Origin of the sequence: Prescottella subtropica (assembly GCF_005434945.1) — a bacterium.
Taxonomy (GTDB): Bacteria; Actinomycetota; Actinomycetes; order Mycobacteriales; family Mycobacteriaceae; genus Prescottella; species Prescottella subtropica.
In genome coordinates this window covers 64,192-79,373 of sequence record NZ_SKCH01000009.1, presented here as the reverse complement: position 1 = coordinate 79,373, position 15,182 = coordinate 64,192, and the positions used below count along the sequence as shown (strand labels likewise).

The 15,182-nt window shown below is 69.5% G+C and carries 14 protein-coding genes; 9 read left to right on the top strand and 5 right to left on the bottom strand.

Features of this window, described 5'->3' with window-relative positions:
* Positions 1-8: 8 nt before the first annotated feature.
* A complete protein-coding gene (locus E0497_RS10850) occupies positions 9-854 on the bottom strand; it encodes a glutamate ABC transporter substrate-binding protein (RefSeq protein ID WP_137724806.1) in 846 nt (281 codons plus the stop codon).
* 12 nt (positions 855-866) lie between these two features.
* Positions 867-1,595, bottom strand: coding sequence for an amino acid ABC transporter ATP-binding protein (locus tag E0497_RS10845; RefSeq protein ID WP_161987408.1), 729 nt, complete (start codon positions 1,593-1,595; stop codon positions 867-869).
* Positions 1,596-1,781: 186 nt separating this feature from the next.
* Between E0497_RS10845 and miaB the strand changes: the two genes are divergently transcribed.
* Together miaB and E0497_RS10835 are read left to right on the top strand one after the other, a co-directional pair.
* The gene (gene miaB, locus E0497_RS10840; protein WP_137724804.1) at positions 1,782-3,311 is read left to right on the top strand and encodes a tRNA (N6-isopentenyl adenosine(37)-C2)-methylthiotransferase MiaB; all 1,530 of its coding nucleotides are present in this window, start codon (positions 1,782-1,784) and stop codon (positions 3,309-3,311) included.
* Positions 3,299-3,895, top strand: a complete 597-nt coding sequence (locus tag E0497_RS10835; protein ID WP_170312946.1) for an Rv2732c family membrane protein — start codon at positions 3,299-3,301, stop codon at positions 3,893-3,895. The genes miaB and E0497_RS10835 overlap by 13 nt, the downstream gene beginning before the upstream one ends.
* Before the next feature lie 72 nt (positions 3,896-3,967).
* On the opposite strand, the gene E0497_RS10830 is transcribed toward E0497_RS10835, so the two are convergent.
* The gene (locus E0497_RS10830; RefSeq protein ID WP_137724802.1) at positions 3,968-5,302 is read right to left on the bottom strand and encodes a DUF349 domain-containing protein; all 1,335 of its coding nucleotides are present in this window, start codon (positions 5,300-5,302) and stop codon (positions 3,968-3,970) included.
* 180 nt (positions 5,303-5,482) lie between these two features.
* On the opposite strand from E0497_RS10830, the gene E0497_RS10825 reads away from it, so the two are divergent.
* The 6 genes from E0497_RS10825 to E0497_RS10800 all read left to right on the top strand — a co-directional run bounded on the left by E0497_RS10825 (position 5,483) and on the right by E0497_RS10800 (position 11,629).
* Positions 5,483-6,223, top strand: a complete 741-nt coding sequence (locus E0497_RS10825) for a class III extradiol ring-cleavage dioxygenase family protein (RefSeq protein WP_137724801.1) — start codon at positions 5,483-5,485, stop codon at positions 6,221-6,223.
* A gap of 14 nt (positions 6,224-6,237) precedes the next feature.
* On the top strand, positions 6,238-7,161 hold the full coding sequence (gene miaA, locus E0497_RS10820; protein ID WP_137724885.1) for a tRNA (adenosine(37)-N6)-dimethylallyltransferase MiaA: 924 nt from the start codon (positions 6,238-6,240) through the stop codon (positions 7,159-7,161).
* Positions 7,158-8,042: a TrmH family RNA methyltransferase gene (locus E0497_RS10815; RefSeq protein ID WP_241665834.1), complete on the top strand. Its 885-nt coding sequence runs from the start codon at positions 7,158-7,160 to the stop codon at positions 8,040-8,042. The genes miaA and E0497_RS10815 overlap by 4 nt, the downstream gene beginning before the upstream one ends.
* Positions 8,043-8,070: 28 nt before the next feature.
* Entirely contained in the window at positions 8,071-8,940 is an 870-nt protein-coding gene (dapF, locus tag E0497_RS10810; protein ID WP_137724800.1) for a diaminopimelate epimerase, read from the top strand.
* Positions 8,941-9,021: 81 nt separating this feature from the next.
* Entirely contained in the window at positions 9,022-10,497 is a 1,476-nt protein-coding gene (gene hflX / locus E0497_RS10805) for a GTPase HflX (protein ID WP_137724799.1), read from the top strand.
* A 13-nt stretch (positions 10,498-10,510) separates the two neighbouring features.
* Positions 10,511-11,629, top strand: coding sequence for a hypothetical protein (locus E0497_RS10800; RefSeq protein ID WP_421958335.1), 1,119 nt, complete (start codon positions 10,511-10,513; stop codon positions 11,627-11,629).
* Between the two features lie 8 nt (positions 11,630-11,637).
* Here E0497_RS10800 and E0497_RS10795 read toward each other — a convergent pair whose 3' ends face one another.
* A complete protein-coding gene (locus tag E0497_RS10795) occupies positions 11,638-12,090 on the bottom strand; it encodes an RloB domain-containing protein (protein WP_137724798.1) in 453 nt (150 codons plus the stop codon).
* A 36-nt stretch (positions 12,091-12,126) separates the two neighbouring features.
* On the bottom strand, positions 12,127-13,458 hold the full coding sequence (locus E0497_RS10790) for an AAA family ATPase (protein ID WP_137724797.1): 1,332 nt from the start codon (positions 13,456-13,458) through the stop codon (positions 12,127-12,129).
* Positions 13,459-13,774: 316 nt separating this feature from the next.
* On the opposite strand from E0497_RS10790, the gene E0497_RS10785 reads away from it, so the two are divergent.
* Positions 13,775-15,094, top strand: coding sequence for a uracil-xanthine permease family protein (locus tag E0497_RS10785; protein WP_338325467.1), 1,320 nt, complete (start codon positions 13,775-13,777; stop codon positions 15,092-15,094).
* Positions 15,095-15,182 lie beyond the last annotated feature (88 nt).

The following is a 15,182-nucleotide window of genomic DNA, read 5'->3' as shown; positions in this document are numbered from 1 at the left end:
CACCCCCCTCAGTACCGGTCGACCGTCGGCGGTGCGGGCAGTGTGAACCCGGATTCGCCCATGGCCTGCTCGAGGGCGCGTTCCCACGCGCCGGTCGCGATCATGTCCTCGATCGCGTCGTTGATCTTGCTGCGGGCCGCGGCGTCGCCCTTGGGCAGGCCGACGCCGTACGGTTCGACGGTGAACGGCTCGCCGGCGAGCTTGAACTCGCCCGGGTACTGCGACGCGTACCCGGCCAGGATGATGTCGTCGGTGGTGAGGGCGTCGACCTTGCCGCGGTGCAGGGCCTCGACGCACGACGAGTAGCTGTCGAACTGCTGCAACTGCACGTTCGGGTACGACTTCTTGATCTTCTGTGCGGGCGTCGAACCGGACACCGAGCACAGCCGTTTGCCGTTCTCGAGCGATTCGGGACCGGTGATCGAGTCGTCGTCGGCGCGTACCAGCAGCGACTGGCCGGCAATGTAGTAGGGGCCGGCGAAGTCGACGACCTTCTTGCGGTTGTCGGTGATCGAGTAGGTGCCGACCACGTAGTCGACCTCACCGTTCTTGATGAGCGTCTCACGCTGCGACGACGGTGCCTCGCGCCACGTGATGCCGCTGTCGGGCACACCCAGGTAGTTCGCGATGTATCGCGCGACCGCGACGTCGAAACCGGTCATCGTCTTGTCGGGTTCGCGCAGCGCCAGGCCGGGCTGGTCGAACTTGGTGCCGATCGTCAGGTGCCCGGCGGCGGCGTCGGCGAGCACGTCCCGTGGCTCGCTGCTGCCGCAACCGGTGGCGGTCAGGGCGACGACGGCCAGTGCCGCGACAGTCCCGAGCAGCCGGGCCGGGGTGAATCGAATACGTTTCATCATGGTCCTCGCTCAGTGCCCGAGGATCTTGCCGAGGAAGTCCTTGGCACGATCGGACTTCGGGGCGGTGAAGAAGGTCTCCGGGTCGGCGTCCTCGAGGATCCGGCCGTCGGCCATGAAGATGATCCGGTCCGCGGCCTTGCGGGCGAACCCCATCTCGTGGGTCACGACGATCATCGTCATGCCCTCCTTGGCGAGGCCCACCATGACGTCGAGGACCTCGTTGACCATCTCGGGGTCGAGGGCCGACGTCGGCTCGTCGAACAGCATCACCTTCGGTTCCATCGCGAGCGATCGGGCGATCGCCACACGCTGCTGCTGGCCACCGGACATCTGTGCCGGGTACTTGTCGGCCTGCGCCTGGATCCCGACCCGCTCGAGCAGGGCGAGGGCGTTCTTCTTCGCGGTGGCCTTGTCGAGGCCGCGCACCTTCATGGGTGCCAGCATCACGTTCTCGAGCACCGTCTTGTGCGCGAACAGGTTGAAGCTCTGGAACACCATGCCGACCTCGGACCGCAGGCGGGCGAGAGCACGACCCTCGGCGGGGACGGCGGTGCCGTCGATCGTGATGGTGCCCCGATCGATCGGCTCGAGCCGGTTGATCGTGCGGCACAGCGTCGACTTGCCGGACCCCGACGGGCCGAGCATGACGACGACCTGCCCGGTGGGGATCTCGAGGTCGATGTCCTTCAGAACATGCAGATCACCGTAGTGCTTGTTCACCCCTGTCATCGAGATCATCGACCGGGCTCCCGCAGCCGTTCCGGCTGTCTCAGGCTGTGTCATAGCCGATAACTTTATAGGCATCGTGAGCATACTCGCCGGTCGGTGGCAAGACTGCTGAAGCGATCAAGATCGAACCTTCTTCTCAGATCGGACATTGTGGCCGCGACGAGCGGTTTCGGGTGAGGCCGTACCCTTGATGCCGTGGAGACGATCGACCAGGCCAGGGCTCAGGACACGGTGCGCACCTACGAAGTGCGCACGTACGGCTGTCAGATGAACGTGCACGACTCGGAGCGGCTCTCGGGCCTGCTCGAGGACGCGGGCTACACCAGGGCGGCGACGGGAGCGCAGGCGGACCTGGTGGTCTTCAACACCTGCGCGGTCCGCGAGAACGCCGACAACAAGCTGTACGGCAACCTCAGCCACCTCGCCCCGGTGAAGGCCGAACGTCCCGGCATGCAGATTGCGGTCGGCGGCTGCTTGGCGCAGAAGGACCGCGACACCGTCGTGAAGAAGGCGCCGTGGGTCGACGTCGTGTTCGGCACCCACAACATCGGGTCGCTGCCGGCGCTGCTCGACCGGGCCCGGCACAACGAGAAGGCCGAGGTGGAGATCCTCGAATCGCTCGAGTCGTTCCCGTCGACGCTGCCCGCCAAGCGGGAGTCCGCGTACGCGGGCTGGGTGTCGATCTCGGTGGGCTGCAACAACACGTGCACGTTCTGTATCGTGCCGGCGCTGCGCGGCAAGGAGGTCGACCGGCGGCCCGGCGACATCCTCGCCGAGGTGCAGGCGCTGGTGAACGAGGGTGTGCTGGAGGTGACGCTGCTGGGGCAGAACGTCAACTCGTACGGCGTCTCCTTCGCCGACCCCGGTATCGAACGGGACCGCGGCGCCTTCGCGAAACTCCTGACGGCGTGCGGGCAGATCGACGGCCTCGAGCGGGTCCGGTTCACGTCCCCGCACCCGGCCGAGTTCACCGACGACGTCATCGAGGCGATGGCCACCACCCCGAACGTGTGCCCGCAGTTGCACATGCCGTTGCAGTCGGGCTCCGACCGCGTGCTCAAGGCGATGCGCCGCTCGTACCGCAGCGCCAAGTTCCTCGGCATCATCGAGAAGGTCCGCGCCGTGATGCCGCACGCTGCGATCACCACCGACATCATCGTCGGCTTCCCCGGGGAGACCGAAGAGGACTTCCAGGCCACCCTCGACGTGGTCCGGCAGGCCCGGTTCACCAGCGCGTTCACGTTCCAGTACTCCAAGCGTCCCGGCACCCCGGCCGCCGAGATGGAGGGGCAGCTGCCGAAGGCCGTCGTGCAGGAACGCTACGACCGGCTCATCGCGCTGCAGGAGGAGATCACTCTCGAGGCGAACCGGGAACTCGTCGGCACCGAGGTGGAGCTGCTGGTGACCAGCGGTGACGGCCGCAAGAACGCCGAGACCGCACGCATGAGCGGCCGCGCCCGCGACGGCCGTCTCGTCCACTTCCGGCCGGAGGGGAACCTCGACGGCGATCTGCGCCCCGGCGACGTGATCACCGCGGTGGTCACCGGCGCCGCCCCGCATCATCTGGTGGCCGACGGCTCGATTCTCACCCACCGGCGCACCCGTGCCGGTGACTCGTTCGAACGCGGGGTCACACCGAAGACCCCGCCGATCGGCGTCGGCCTCGGGCTGCCCCAGGTGGGCGCCCCGGCGCCGCTGCCCGCACAGATGGGATGCAACGTATGAGTTCCGGTGATCCGCAGCGACCGGACGGGCCGACCCCCGACCCGATCGAGGAGTACCAGAAGGACTTCGAGGCCGCGGAGAAGAAGATCGCCGGCGAGATCGACCCCGGTATGCGTGCCGTGGTCGTCGCGGTGTGCGTGCTGGTGCTGCTGCTGTCGTTCACGTTGCCGCACACCGGCGCGGCGAACGGGTGGGACGTCCTGGTCTTCGCGCCGGACGCCGTCGACGAGCACATCAAGCTGCCGTCGCGGCTGTTCGTGTGGTTCGCGCTCGTGTTCGGTGGCATCTTCTCGATCCTCGCGCTCGTCACCCGGCGCTGGGTGCTCGCGTGGATCGCACTGGCAGGTACCGCCGTGTCGGTGGTGTTCGGCATGCTGGCGATCTGGTCGCGGCAGACGGTCCCGGCCGCCGAGACCGGCGCGGGACCGGGTATCGGCCTGATCCTCGGATGGCTCGCCGTCATCGTCCTGACATTCCACTGGATCAAGGTCGTGTGGACCCGGACGGCGATGCAGCTCGCCGCGGAGGAGGAGCGTCGGCAGGCGTCCGGTAGCGACCCCGATCAGGGTGACTGGACGGTCTGACGGGACGCGAGACCACTGTGGGGCGGCACCGGAAGGTGCCGCCCCACAGTTGTTCTCGGTGACCGTCCCGGGTCAGAGCTCGCCGACGGCACCCTCGGCCGCGTCGGCCCACTCACGCCACTGCCGGGCCTGGGCGAGTGCCTTCTCGGCGTCCTTCGTCTTGCCGGCGGCCGTCGCCTTCGCGGCCTGCTCCTCGAACTGGGCGACCCGCTCCCGGAACTGGGCGGCCCGCGCCAGCGCCTCCGGGTCGGTGCGCCGCCACTCGGAGTCGGCGGCCTCGCGGACCCGCTTCTCGATCGCCCGGAGCTTGCCCTCGAGGTCGTGCATGCGCTCCCGCGGAACCTTGCCGATCTCGTCCCACTTCTCCTGCAGTGCACGCAGGGCCGCGCGCGCCGCGTCGAGGTCCTGCGCCGGGTCGATGCCGTCGGCGGTCGTCAGCAACTCCTCCTTGGCGAGCGCGTTCTCCGCGAACTCGGCGTCCCGCTCGGACGCGGCGGCGTTGCGGGCCGCGAAGAACACGTCCTGCGCCTCCTTGAACTGCCGCCACAGCGTGTCGTCCGCGTCCCGCGGGGCGCGGCCGGCGGCCTTCCATTCGGCGAGCAGATCGCGGAACTGGGCGGCCGTCGCACTCCACTCGGTGGACGTCGACAGGGCCTGCGCCGCGACGACGAGTTCCTCCTTGCGGGACTTGGCGGTCGCGCGTTCGCGGTCGAGGTCGGCGAAGTGTGTGCCGCGGCGCCGGTTGAACGTCTCCCGCGCCTTGGAGAAGCGGCGCCACAGCGCGTCGTCGGTCTTGCGGTCGACACCGTGGATCGTTTTCCACTCGTCGAGCATCTCCCGCAGCCGGTCCCCGGCCGCCTTCCACTGCGTGGACTCGGACGAGAGCTGCTCGGCCTCGGCGGCCAGCGCCTCCTTACGGGCGATGTGGGTGCGGCGGATCTGCTCCTTGCGGTGCTTCGCCTTCTCCGCGGCCTTCTCGGATCCGGCCACGATCGCCGACAGGCGGGTGGCGAGCGCGTCGAGGTCACCGATGACGGCGGCGGTCGGCAGTGATTCCGCGAGCGCCTCGGCGGCGGCCCGGGTCTTCTTCACGTCACCGGTCCCGGACGCGAGCCGGGACTCGAGGAGCGCGACCTCGGTGGCGAGATCGTCGTAGCGGCGACCGAAATGCGCGAGGCCCTCGGCGGCGTCACCGGCCTGCCACGAGCCGATCTGCCGATCCCCGTCGGCGGTCGTCACCCACGCGGTGCCGTCGTCGTCGACTCGGCCGAATCGGCTCGGATCGCTGGCCGGGGCGGCCGGTGCCGCCGGTGCCGCATGGCTCGGAGCGGGACCGGGCTTGGGGACTCCCGGCTTGGGGATGCCCGGCTTCGGGGTTCCCGGCTGGGGTGCGTTGCTCTCGGTCATCGTTCCTCGTCTCTGCCGCGCGTCACGGCTGCCTGATCACCCTGTCACCGCCGCTCACGGTCCGCGTCGTACCGAACGATCGTTCGGAACCCGCGGGAGCAGGCAGTAACTGTTCGGCCCCTATTGAAACAGGTACGACGCTGCGAACGCGTCACCTCGTGTCGACTACCGTTGCGCAGTGTGTTGACTGCCGCCGCATTCGTGCCCTCACCGCCCCTGCTGGTCCCCGGGCTGGCCGGGGCCGCAGCCTCCGAGACCGATGCGATGCGCACGGCAGCGCTCGCGGTGGCCGGACGGTTGGGGGCCGCCGCCGACTGGACGGTCCTCGGGGTCCGGAACAGCGCCGTCGACGCCGTCGACACGCATGTCGCCGGGATCGGCCCGGACACGCGCGGCACGTTCGCCGGATACGGCGTCGACGAGCGGGTCCGTCTGGCACCCGACGCGAACGGTCCGGTCGATCCGGAGTTGCCGCTGGCCGCCTTGATCGCCGGGTGGCTGCGCGGTCAGGCCGCCCCCGCGACGCGGATCCGGGTCCGGCTGCTCGACGCGGGCACCCCGGCCGGGGAGTGCGCGCGGATCGGGGCGGCGCTGCGGGCCGAACTCGACGCGGATCCGGCGCCGCACGGGCTGCTCGTGGTCGCGGACGGGGCGAACACCCTCACCGACAAGGCGCCCGGCGCGTTCGACCCTCGGTCCGGCGGGGTGCAGGCGGCGCTCGACGACGCCCTGGCCGCCGGTGATGCGGCGGCCCTCACCGGTCTCGATGCCGACGTGTGCGCCGGGATCGGACTCACCGGCCGGGCCGTCTGGCAGGCGTTGGCCGCGGTGTTCGGCCCGTCCGGTCCGGCCGCCGCCGAATCGCTGTACGCGGGCGCGCCGTACGGCGTCGGCTACCACGTCGGGATGTGGCGCCCGTGACCACGACACCCCCTGTGTCCACCCCGACTGCTGGTCCCACCCCGATCGCGGTCGTCGGCCCCACCGCCACCGGGAAATCCGATCTCGGGCTCGATCTCGCGGAGCGGCTCGGCGGCGAGATCGTCAACATCGACGCGATGCAGCTGTACCGCGGCATGGACGTCGGCACCGCGAAGCTCACGGTCCCCGAACGCCGCGGCATTCCGCACCACCAGCTCGACGTCCTCGACGTCACCGAGACCGCGACCGTCGCCCGCTACCAGGAGTCGGCGACGGCTGACGTCGAGGCGATCCGGGCCCGCGGTGCCGTTCCGATCATCGTCGGCGGCTCGATGATGTACGTGCAGTCGCTGCTCGATCAGTGGTCGTTCCCGGCCACCGATCCCGCGGTGCGGGCGCACTGGGAGGCGGCGCTCGCCGACCGTGGTGTCGCGGCCCTGCACACCGAACTGGGCCGGGTCGATCCGGACGCGGCGGCGTCGATCCTGCCGACCGACGGCCGCCGCATCGTCCGGGCGCTCGAGGTCGTGCAGATCACCGGACGCCCGTTCGCGGCGTCCGCGCCGACGATCGGCGAACCCCGCTGGGGCACGGTGATTCTCGGCGTCGAACGGGACACCGAGGAGCTGGATGCGCGGATCCGGTTGCGCACCGAGCTGATGTTCGAGCGGGGACTCGTCGACGAGGTACGCGCCCTGGTGGACGTCGGTCTCCGCGACGGCGTCACCGCGCAGCGTGCGATCGGCTACGCGCAGGTGCTCGCCCTGATCGACGGCGACTACGACCGCGCCGAGGCGATCGAACGCACGTTCATCGGCACCCGCCGGTACGTGCGCCGGCAGCGGTCCTGGTTCCGTCGCGACCCGCGGGTGCACTGGCTCGACGGCGCGAGCCGCAATCTGGTGGATCTGGCCATGACGACAGTGGAGAGAGCGTGACGAAGAAGACACAGCGGACGGCCCAGGCCGGGCACCGGGACCCGCGGGTGACGGTGCGCAACGCCCGGTTCCAGCAGTGGCAGTCGTACCTGACGACGAGGGCCAAGCGCACCAAGTCGGGCCGTTTCCTGATCCAGGGTGTGCGGCCGCTGACCCTGGCGCTCGAGCACGACTGGCCGATCGAGACGGTGCTCTACCGGGTCGACGGCAGTGCCCTGTCGGGCTGGGCCCGCGGGGTCCTCGACGGCTGGTCCGGCGAGAAGGTCGGCGTCAGTGGTGAACTGATGGCCGAACTGGGGGAGAAGGCCGACCTCGCACCGGAACTCATTGCCGTCGCGAAGACCCGTCAGCGGGGCGTCGGCGCGCTCGCCTCGACGTCCGGTGCGCCGCTGCTGGTGGTGTTCGACCGGCCGACCTCGCCCGGAAACCTGGGCACGCTGATCCGTTCCGCCGACGCGTTCGGTGCCGACGCGGTGGTCGTGACCGGGCACGCCGCCGACCCGTTCGACCCGCAGTGCGTGCGCGCCTCGACCGGCTCGCTGTTCGCGTTGCCGGTGTACACGGCGACCGACGCCGACGAGGTGCTGGCGATGCGGGAACGTACGCGCCGCGACGGCCGTGATCTGATGATCGTCGGGACGGACGAGGGCAGCGAGGCGCCGATCTTCGAGCACGACTTCGGTGGAGGCACGATTCTGGTGATCGGCAACGAGACCCGCGGCATGAGCGCGTCCTGGCGTGCAGCCTGCGACGTGACGGTGAGCATCCCGATCGGCGGCGCCGCCAGCTCGCTCGGCGCACCGTCCGCAGGCGCAGTGTGCCTCTACGAGATCGCCCGGCAGCGCCGAGGTGCCTCGCTGACCGCTCGGCAGCGCCGATGAGCAGGACGCGATCGGTAACATGACGGGCATGGAGTTCAGCAAGGGACACGGCACCGAGAACGACTTCGTCATCCTCCCGGATCCGGACGCCGACCTTGCGCTTCCCCAGCACCGGATCGCCGCACTGTGCGACCGCCGCCGCGGACTCGGCGGCGACGGGTTGCTGCGCGTCGCCCGCGCCGGGGCGCTCGCCGACACCGGGGTGCTGCGCGAACTGCCCGCCGGCGTCGGCCCCGACGACTGGTTCATGGACTACCGCAACGCCGACGGCTCCGTCGCGGAGATGTGCGGCAACGGGGTGCGGGTGTTCGCCCACTACCTGCGCGCCACCGGACTCGAATCGCGCGACGAGTTCGTCGTCGGCAGCCGCGCCGGGGCCCGCCCCGTCGTCGTGCACGCCGCCGACCACGTCCACGGCGACGTCACCGTCGACATGGGGCCGATCCGTGAACTCGGCGGCTCGACCGCGACCGTCGGCGGCCGGGAACTGACCGGTCTCGGCATCGACGTCGGCAACCCGCACCTCGCGTGCGTCGCCGCCGATCTGACCCCGGCCGCGCTCGCCGCGCTGGACCTGACTTCCGCACCCGACTTCGACCCGGTCTTCTTCCCGGCCGGCGTCAACATCGAGATCCTCACCGCCCTCGACGGCGGTGCGGTGCACATGCGCGTCCACGAACGCGGTGTCGGCGAGACCCGCTCGTGCGGCACCGGTACCGTCGCCGCCGCCGTCGCCGCCCTGCGCGGCAGCGGCACCACCGACGGCACCGTCGAGGTGCGGGTTCCGGGCGGGCGCGTCCAGGTCACCGTCGACGCCGGACGTGCCGCACTGCGCGGGCCGTCGGTGCTCGTCGCGTCCGGCCGGATCGACGACCGCTGGTGGACCGAACTGGGCTGAAGCCCGGGCGGGGTGGGATCCGCGCCGTGCAGGGGATAACCGAATGCGTCCGTGTCCGGGTTCGTGGGACCATGGACGTGTATGACGAAATCGACGAAATCACAGCAGCACACCGACTCCACCGCGGGTGACGACACGGCGGTGCACGAGGTCGACCACTTCGGCGGCCACGTCCCGTCGGTCGGCGAGATGCAACTCGACGAACGCACCGCGCTGCGCCGCGTCCAGGGACTGTCCACCGAACTCACCGACGTCACCGAGGTCGAATACCGGCAGCTGCGCCTCGAGCGGGTCGTGCTGGTCGGGGTGTGGACGTCGGGCACCGCCGCGCAGGCCGATGCCAGTATGGCCGAACTCGCCGCGCTCGCCGAGACCGCCGGCTCCGAGGTCCTCGAGGGTCTGGTACAGCGACGCGACAAGCCCGACGCCTCCACCTACATCGGGTCCGGCAAGGCCGAGGAACTTCGGCAGGTCGTCCTGGCGACCGGCGCCGACACCGTCATCTGCGACGGTGAACTGACCCCCGCCCAGCTGACCGCACTGGAGAAGGTCGTCAAGGTCAAGGTCATCGACCGCACTGCCCTGATCCTCGACATCTTCGCCCAGCACGCCACATCCCGGGAGGGCAAGGCGCAGGTCGCGCTCGCGCAGATGGAGTACATGCTGCCGCGGCTGCGCGGCTGGGGCGAGTCCATGTCCCGGCAGGCCGGTGGCCGCGCCGGCAGCAACGGCGGTGTCGGTCTGCGCGGACCGGGTGAAACGAAGATCGAGACGGACCGCCGTCGTATCCGGGAACGGATGGCGAAACTGCGGCGCGAGATCAAGGGTATGAAAGCGGCCCGTGACACCAAACGCAGTCATCGGCTGCGCACCGAGATCCCGTCGGTCGCGATCGTCGGCTACACCAACGCCGGCAAGTCCAGCCTCCTCAACGCCCTCACCGGGTCCGGGGTGCTCGTGCAGAACGCGCTGTTCGCCACGTTGGATCCGACGACCCGGCAGTCGTCGTTCGAGGACGGCCGCGAATACGTGCTCACCGACACCGTCGGATTCGTGCGGCACCTGCCGACCCAGCTGGTCGAGGCGTTCCGCTCGACCCTCGAGGAGGTCACCGACGCCGACCTGCTGCTGCACGTCGTCGACGGCTCCGATCCACTGCCGACCGACCAGATCAAGGCGGTCCGCGAGGTGATCACCGAGGTGCTGCGGGAGAACGATTCACCCGCACCGCCCGAGTTGATCGTGGTAAACAAGATCGATGCGGCGGACCCGGTGGTCCTGACCCAACTGCGCGGGCTTCTTCCCGGTGCGGTGTTCGTGTCCGCCCGGACCGGGGAGGGTATCGATGCACTGCGGGAACACCTGGGGGAGATCGTGCGACGCCCCGAGATCGAGGTCGACGTCCTCGTCCCGTACACCCGTGGCGACCTCGTCGCCCGCATCCACGCGGACGGACAGATCCTCGACTCCGAACACGAGGAGCACGGCACCCGGATGCGGGTGCGGGTCCCCGAATCGCTCGCGTCGGCTCTGGCCGAGTACGCCGGGCACCGGTAGCGTCCGCGCCACGATCGGATCGGTACTCACCGGTGGACTGCTGCTCGGCGGCATCCTGACCGGTGCCCCCGCCGTCGCACAGTCCACCGGGTCCGGGGTCCTCGCCGACGGCGCCGCATTCGAAACCCTGTGCACCCCTACCGATCCGGCACTCGAGGAACTGTCCGGACTCGCCATCGGCAGTGACGGGACGGCCGGGGGCGTGATGTACGCGATCGGGGACAGCGGCACCGACGACGCCGTCACCGTCCTCGACGGCACCTGCCGGGTGACCGGGTCCCTGCCGGTCCCGGTCGACCCGTACGACATCGAGGACATGGGTGTCGGACCGGACGGGCGGCTGTGGCTGTCGGACACCGGCGACAACCTGAAGGCCCGGTCCACGGTCGCACTGATCGACCTGGATCCGGCGTCCGGTGCCGGACGATTGCACCGGCTCACCTACCCGGACGGCCCGCACGACGCCGAGACGCTACTGATCGGGCGCGACGGTGTCCCGCTGATCGTCACCAAGGAGGTGCTCGTGGCCGGCGGCATCTACCGTCCGGTCGGCGGCGCCGGACTCGACGCGCTCGCCTCGCCGGGGCCGACCCCGCTCGAACGGATCGGGCAGGTGCGGCTCGGTCCGACGAGCACACCGGGCGGCCCGGTCCCCATCGGGGGATCGACGCTGATCACCGGGGGTGCGGTCGCCGCCGACGGCACGGTTGCCGCACTGCGCACCTACACCGACGCCTACCTGTACTCGGCGCCCGACGGCGACCTGGCCCGTGCGATCACGACCACCACCCCGATCCGGGTGCCGCTCCCGAACGAACCGCAGGGGGAGGCGCTCGCGTTCACCCCGGACGGCGACCTGATCTCCGGCTCGGAGGCCGCCGGCGGCCCGCTGCCGCCGCTGCGGATACTCGCGGGGGCCGTCGACCTCGCGCATGCCGGTGCGCCGGAATCGTCGTCGGCGGGCTCGGCTCCGGCGGGTTCGGTGGCACTGTCGGCGAACGCGACGGACGTCCCCGCCGCGCCGGGCGGCACGGCCGGCTCACCGTGGACGCTGCCCACTCTCGCGATCGGTGGTGCCCTCGCCGCAGCCGCCACCTACTGGTCGGTTCGACGCCGCTCCCGGCGCCATTAGCTGTGCCGCTACCCTCGCCGTCTCAGCATGAGATCCACGAGGAGTGGCATCGCCGACGAAGGATCAGGGCCTATCCTCCCGGCCTCCAGACCCGGGTCTGCTCGGCGCGCGATCTCGCATGCTCCGTGTACGGCGTGGAACGGGAAGCTCGGTGCGAGCATTTTCTTCGTGATCAATCCCAGCCTCGCGGTGAGCTCGTCGAGTTGCGAGGTGCTCAGTGCAGAGCGCTTGTCTTCGACGTGCCACCGAAGCCATGCCTCGAACTCGAGGTTCGAGACGAGTAGCAGGATCGACTCGCGGGCCGCGAGCTGGCAGGCGGCCGGCAACGCCTTGTGCTGGTCGACATCGACCAGGCAGACGCAGTCGCCGTACTCCTTCTCGTCGCTCGCAGCTTTGTCTCGGATCTCAATGCACTTCTGGACGACCTTCGTCGGATCCTTGCCCACAGGGACTGATTTCACGACAGCTGTTGCGCCCGCTCTTGCGTGTCGCCACCCTCAGCGCTCCTCGGAGCCGACGAGTGCAGCCAGCGTGCTCGGTGAGAGCCGCGGCGTACCGCCGTACCGTCCGGTGAGATAGCGCCGCGCCACGTTCGCGTCGGGGTGCTTCGGGAAGTCGGCGAGGCAGGTCAGCTCGGTGACGCCCTCGTAGGTCTTGTCCGTGAACCAGACTTGTTCGGGATCCAGCTTCACTTCGCTCAGCGGCGAGAGGACGTAGGACTCGTGGCTCGTGAAGACGAGCTGCGCCTGCCGAGTGTTGACCAGGGGATCCGCGAAGGCTCCCAACAGAACCTCGAGCAAGTGGGGATGCAGGCTCGCGTCGATCTCGTCGACAAGTAGCAGCCCCCCCGCGCGCAGCGCCTCCAACGCCGGCACCCCGATGGCGAGCCAAGCGATCGTCCCGTCGCTCTCGTCCTGGATGGAGAACTCGGGGCGTTCGTCGGCCGTGCCGCGGTGTGTGAAGACCAGATGTCTCACCACCTGGGCGAGTTGGTCATCGTCCAGATCGCCGAGATCTTCGTCGTCGGCGGCAGTGTCGCTTGGACTGTCCGCATCCTCGCGCAACTCCTGCCGGAGTCTGCGGAATGCGCGGCGGATGTGCTCGGGGATATTGGTCTCCTCGATGCTAACCTTCACGACACCGATGTCGGCAACCTGGAGCAGCGCTTCGAGATCGGTGAAGGTAATGCTTCCTTCCGCCAGCGAGTCCGCGATGCTCGACAGGCGTGCCTCGCGGTGGGAGTCCTTCACCAGAACGCAGTCGAAAGCGGAGGCCAGTTCACGAGCCACAGGACTCAAGGGCGAGTCCTGCAGCAATAGCGCCCGACTGAGTACGAGCTCACGTCCGGTCACCTCGATCTTCGTGCGCAGACTCTGGTGGAACTTCAGTGTGCCTGCGTCGCGGTCGCGGTCCAGCAGCGTGCGCCATCGTGAGCCGGGCACATCGCGCAGCCACTCGCGCTTGATCCCGTCATGGTCGACTTCGAAGCCGTAGGAATGACGATGTCCCTCGTGGACAAAGTCCAGCTCATAGGTGCTCGATGAGGTGCGCGCGGTCCCGTCGAGCATGAACGGTGCACGGTACATCGACTTCGATGCCTGCCAGGCTGTGGCGGACAGCCTGATCGCCGTAAACGTGTAGCGAAGCGCATCCAGCACAGCGGACTTGCCGGTCGCATTGCCGCCGAAGATCCCCGCAACCGTGTATGCCACAGCGCCCCAGTCGTCGCCCCGTGGCCGGAGGGTCCGCAGCGACGAACGTATGAGATCGACTGTGATCTCGTCCCTGATGCTCTTGTGGTTGCGCACGGTGAAGCTGAGCAGGATCATGGAGCGACGATAGCATTCGGAGCGTGCAGCATTCTTCGTTTTTCGAGCAGATCAAGGCACTGTAGAACAGATTTTGGTTCTGGATGGCGCGCGTATCGAGGTAGTGCGTAAGTGGCGAGGGTGTCCTGCCGAAGCACAGATTGCACGGTGGTCGCCATGAGCTTGCTCGGGACCGAGTTGTGCAGGTTCGTGAGCCGGCCCGATCGACGTCGGATCGGTGTGGCGGCGACCTTCGCTCAGCCTGCATCCACGACCTCCCGCCAGATCAGGGGTTCGCGTGCCGGGCCGGCGGCCGTTGCCCCTACGATGTCGTGTCGTGACCCAGCAGGAAACAACGCAATCGTCGGACGGACAGCTGACCCGGCTGTTCTCGTGGACCGTGCACGGCGACGGCCGGCAGATCGCGGACGGCGCGGTGGTGGCCCCGCACGAGCGGCTGTCGTGGCCGCGGACCGTCGGTATCGGCATGCAGCACGTGATCGCGATGTTCGGCTCCACACTGCTGGTGCCGACCATCACCGGCTTCCCGGTGACCACGACGCTGCTGTTCTCCGGCATCGGCACCGTGCTGTTCCTGCTCCTCACCCGCGGCCGTATCCCCAGCTACCTGGGGTCGTCGTTCGCGTTCATCGCCCCGCTGACCGCGTCCGCGGGTGCCGGTCCGGCCGCGCAGCTCGGTGGCGTCGTCGCCGCGGGCGTCGTGCTCATGCTGGTCGGCCTCGTCGTCAAGACGCTCGGTTCCCGCGTCATCGACGCGGTGATGCCGCCGGTCGTCACCGGTGCGGTGGTGGCGCTGATCGGGCTCAACCTCGCCCCCGCCGCGGCCGGATCGTTCCAGGCGCAACCGTTGATCGCGGCGGTCACCCTCCTCGGGATCCTCCTCGCGACGGTCCTCGGCCCGGGCATCGTCGGACGGCTCGGCATCCTCATCGGCGTCGTCGTCGGCTGGGTGTTCGCGGCGGCGGTCGGCGGCCTCGCCGACGACCGCGTCGACGCCCTGCGGGAGGCCGCGTGGTTCGGGGTCCCGCATCTGCGGTCGCCCACGTTCGACCTGTCGGTGATCCTGCTCGCGTTGCCCGTCGTGATCGTCCTCGTCGCCGAGAACGTCGGGCACGTCAAGGCGGTGTCCGCGATGACCGGCAAGCCGCTCGACGACCTGGCCGGGCACGCCCTGTTCGCCGACGGTCTGGCCACCACCCTCGCCGGTGCCGGCGGCGGCTCGGGCACCACCACGTACGCCGAGAACATCGGTGTCATGGCCGCGACCCGCGTGTACTCGACGGCCGCCTACTGGGTGGCCGCGGTGACCGCCGTCGTGCTGTCGTTCTCCCCGAAGTTCGGTGCCCTCGTGTTCACGGTGCCCGACGGCGTCATCGGCGGTGCCACGCTCGTGCTGTACGGCCTGATCGGTGTCCTCGGTGTGCGGATCTGGCTGGATGCGAAGGTCGACTTCACCGACCCGGTCAACCTCACTGTCGTCGCGGCCGCCCTCATCGCCGGGATCGGCGACCTGACGCTGTCGATCGGATCGGTCGAACTCGGCGGCATCGCGTGGGGGTCGGTCGGCATCCTGATCGCCTACCCGGTGATGCGTCGACTCGACGCGCTGCGGCGCAGCCTCATCCGGCATCCGTGACGTGACTCACATCGGTCACGAATCATGATCGTCTCGGTCATGGATCGCGGCCGAGTGTCGTCCTACCGTCGGGGCAACGATGCGCCCG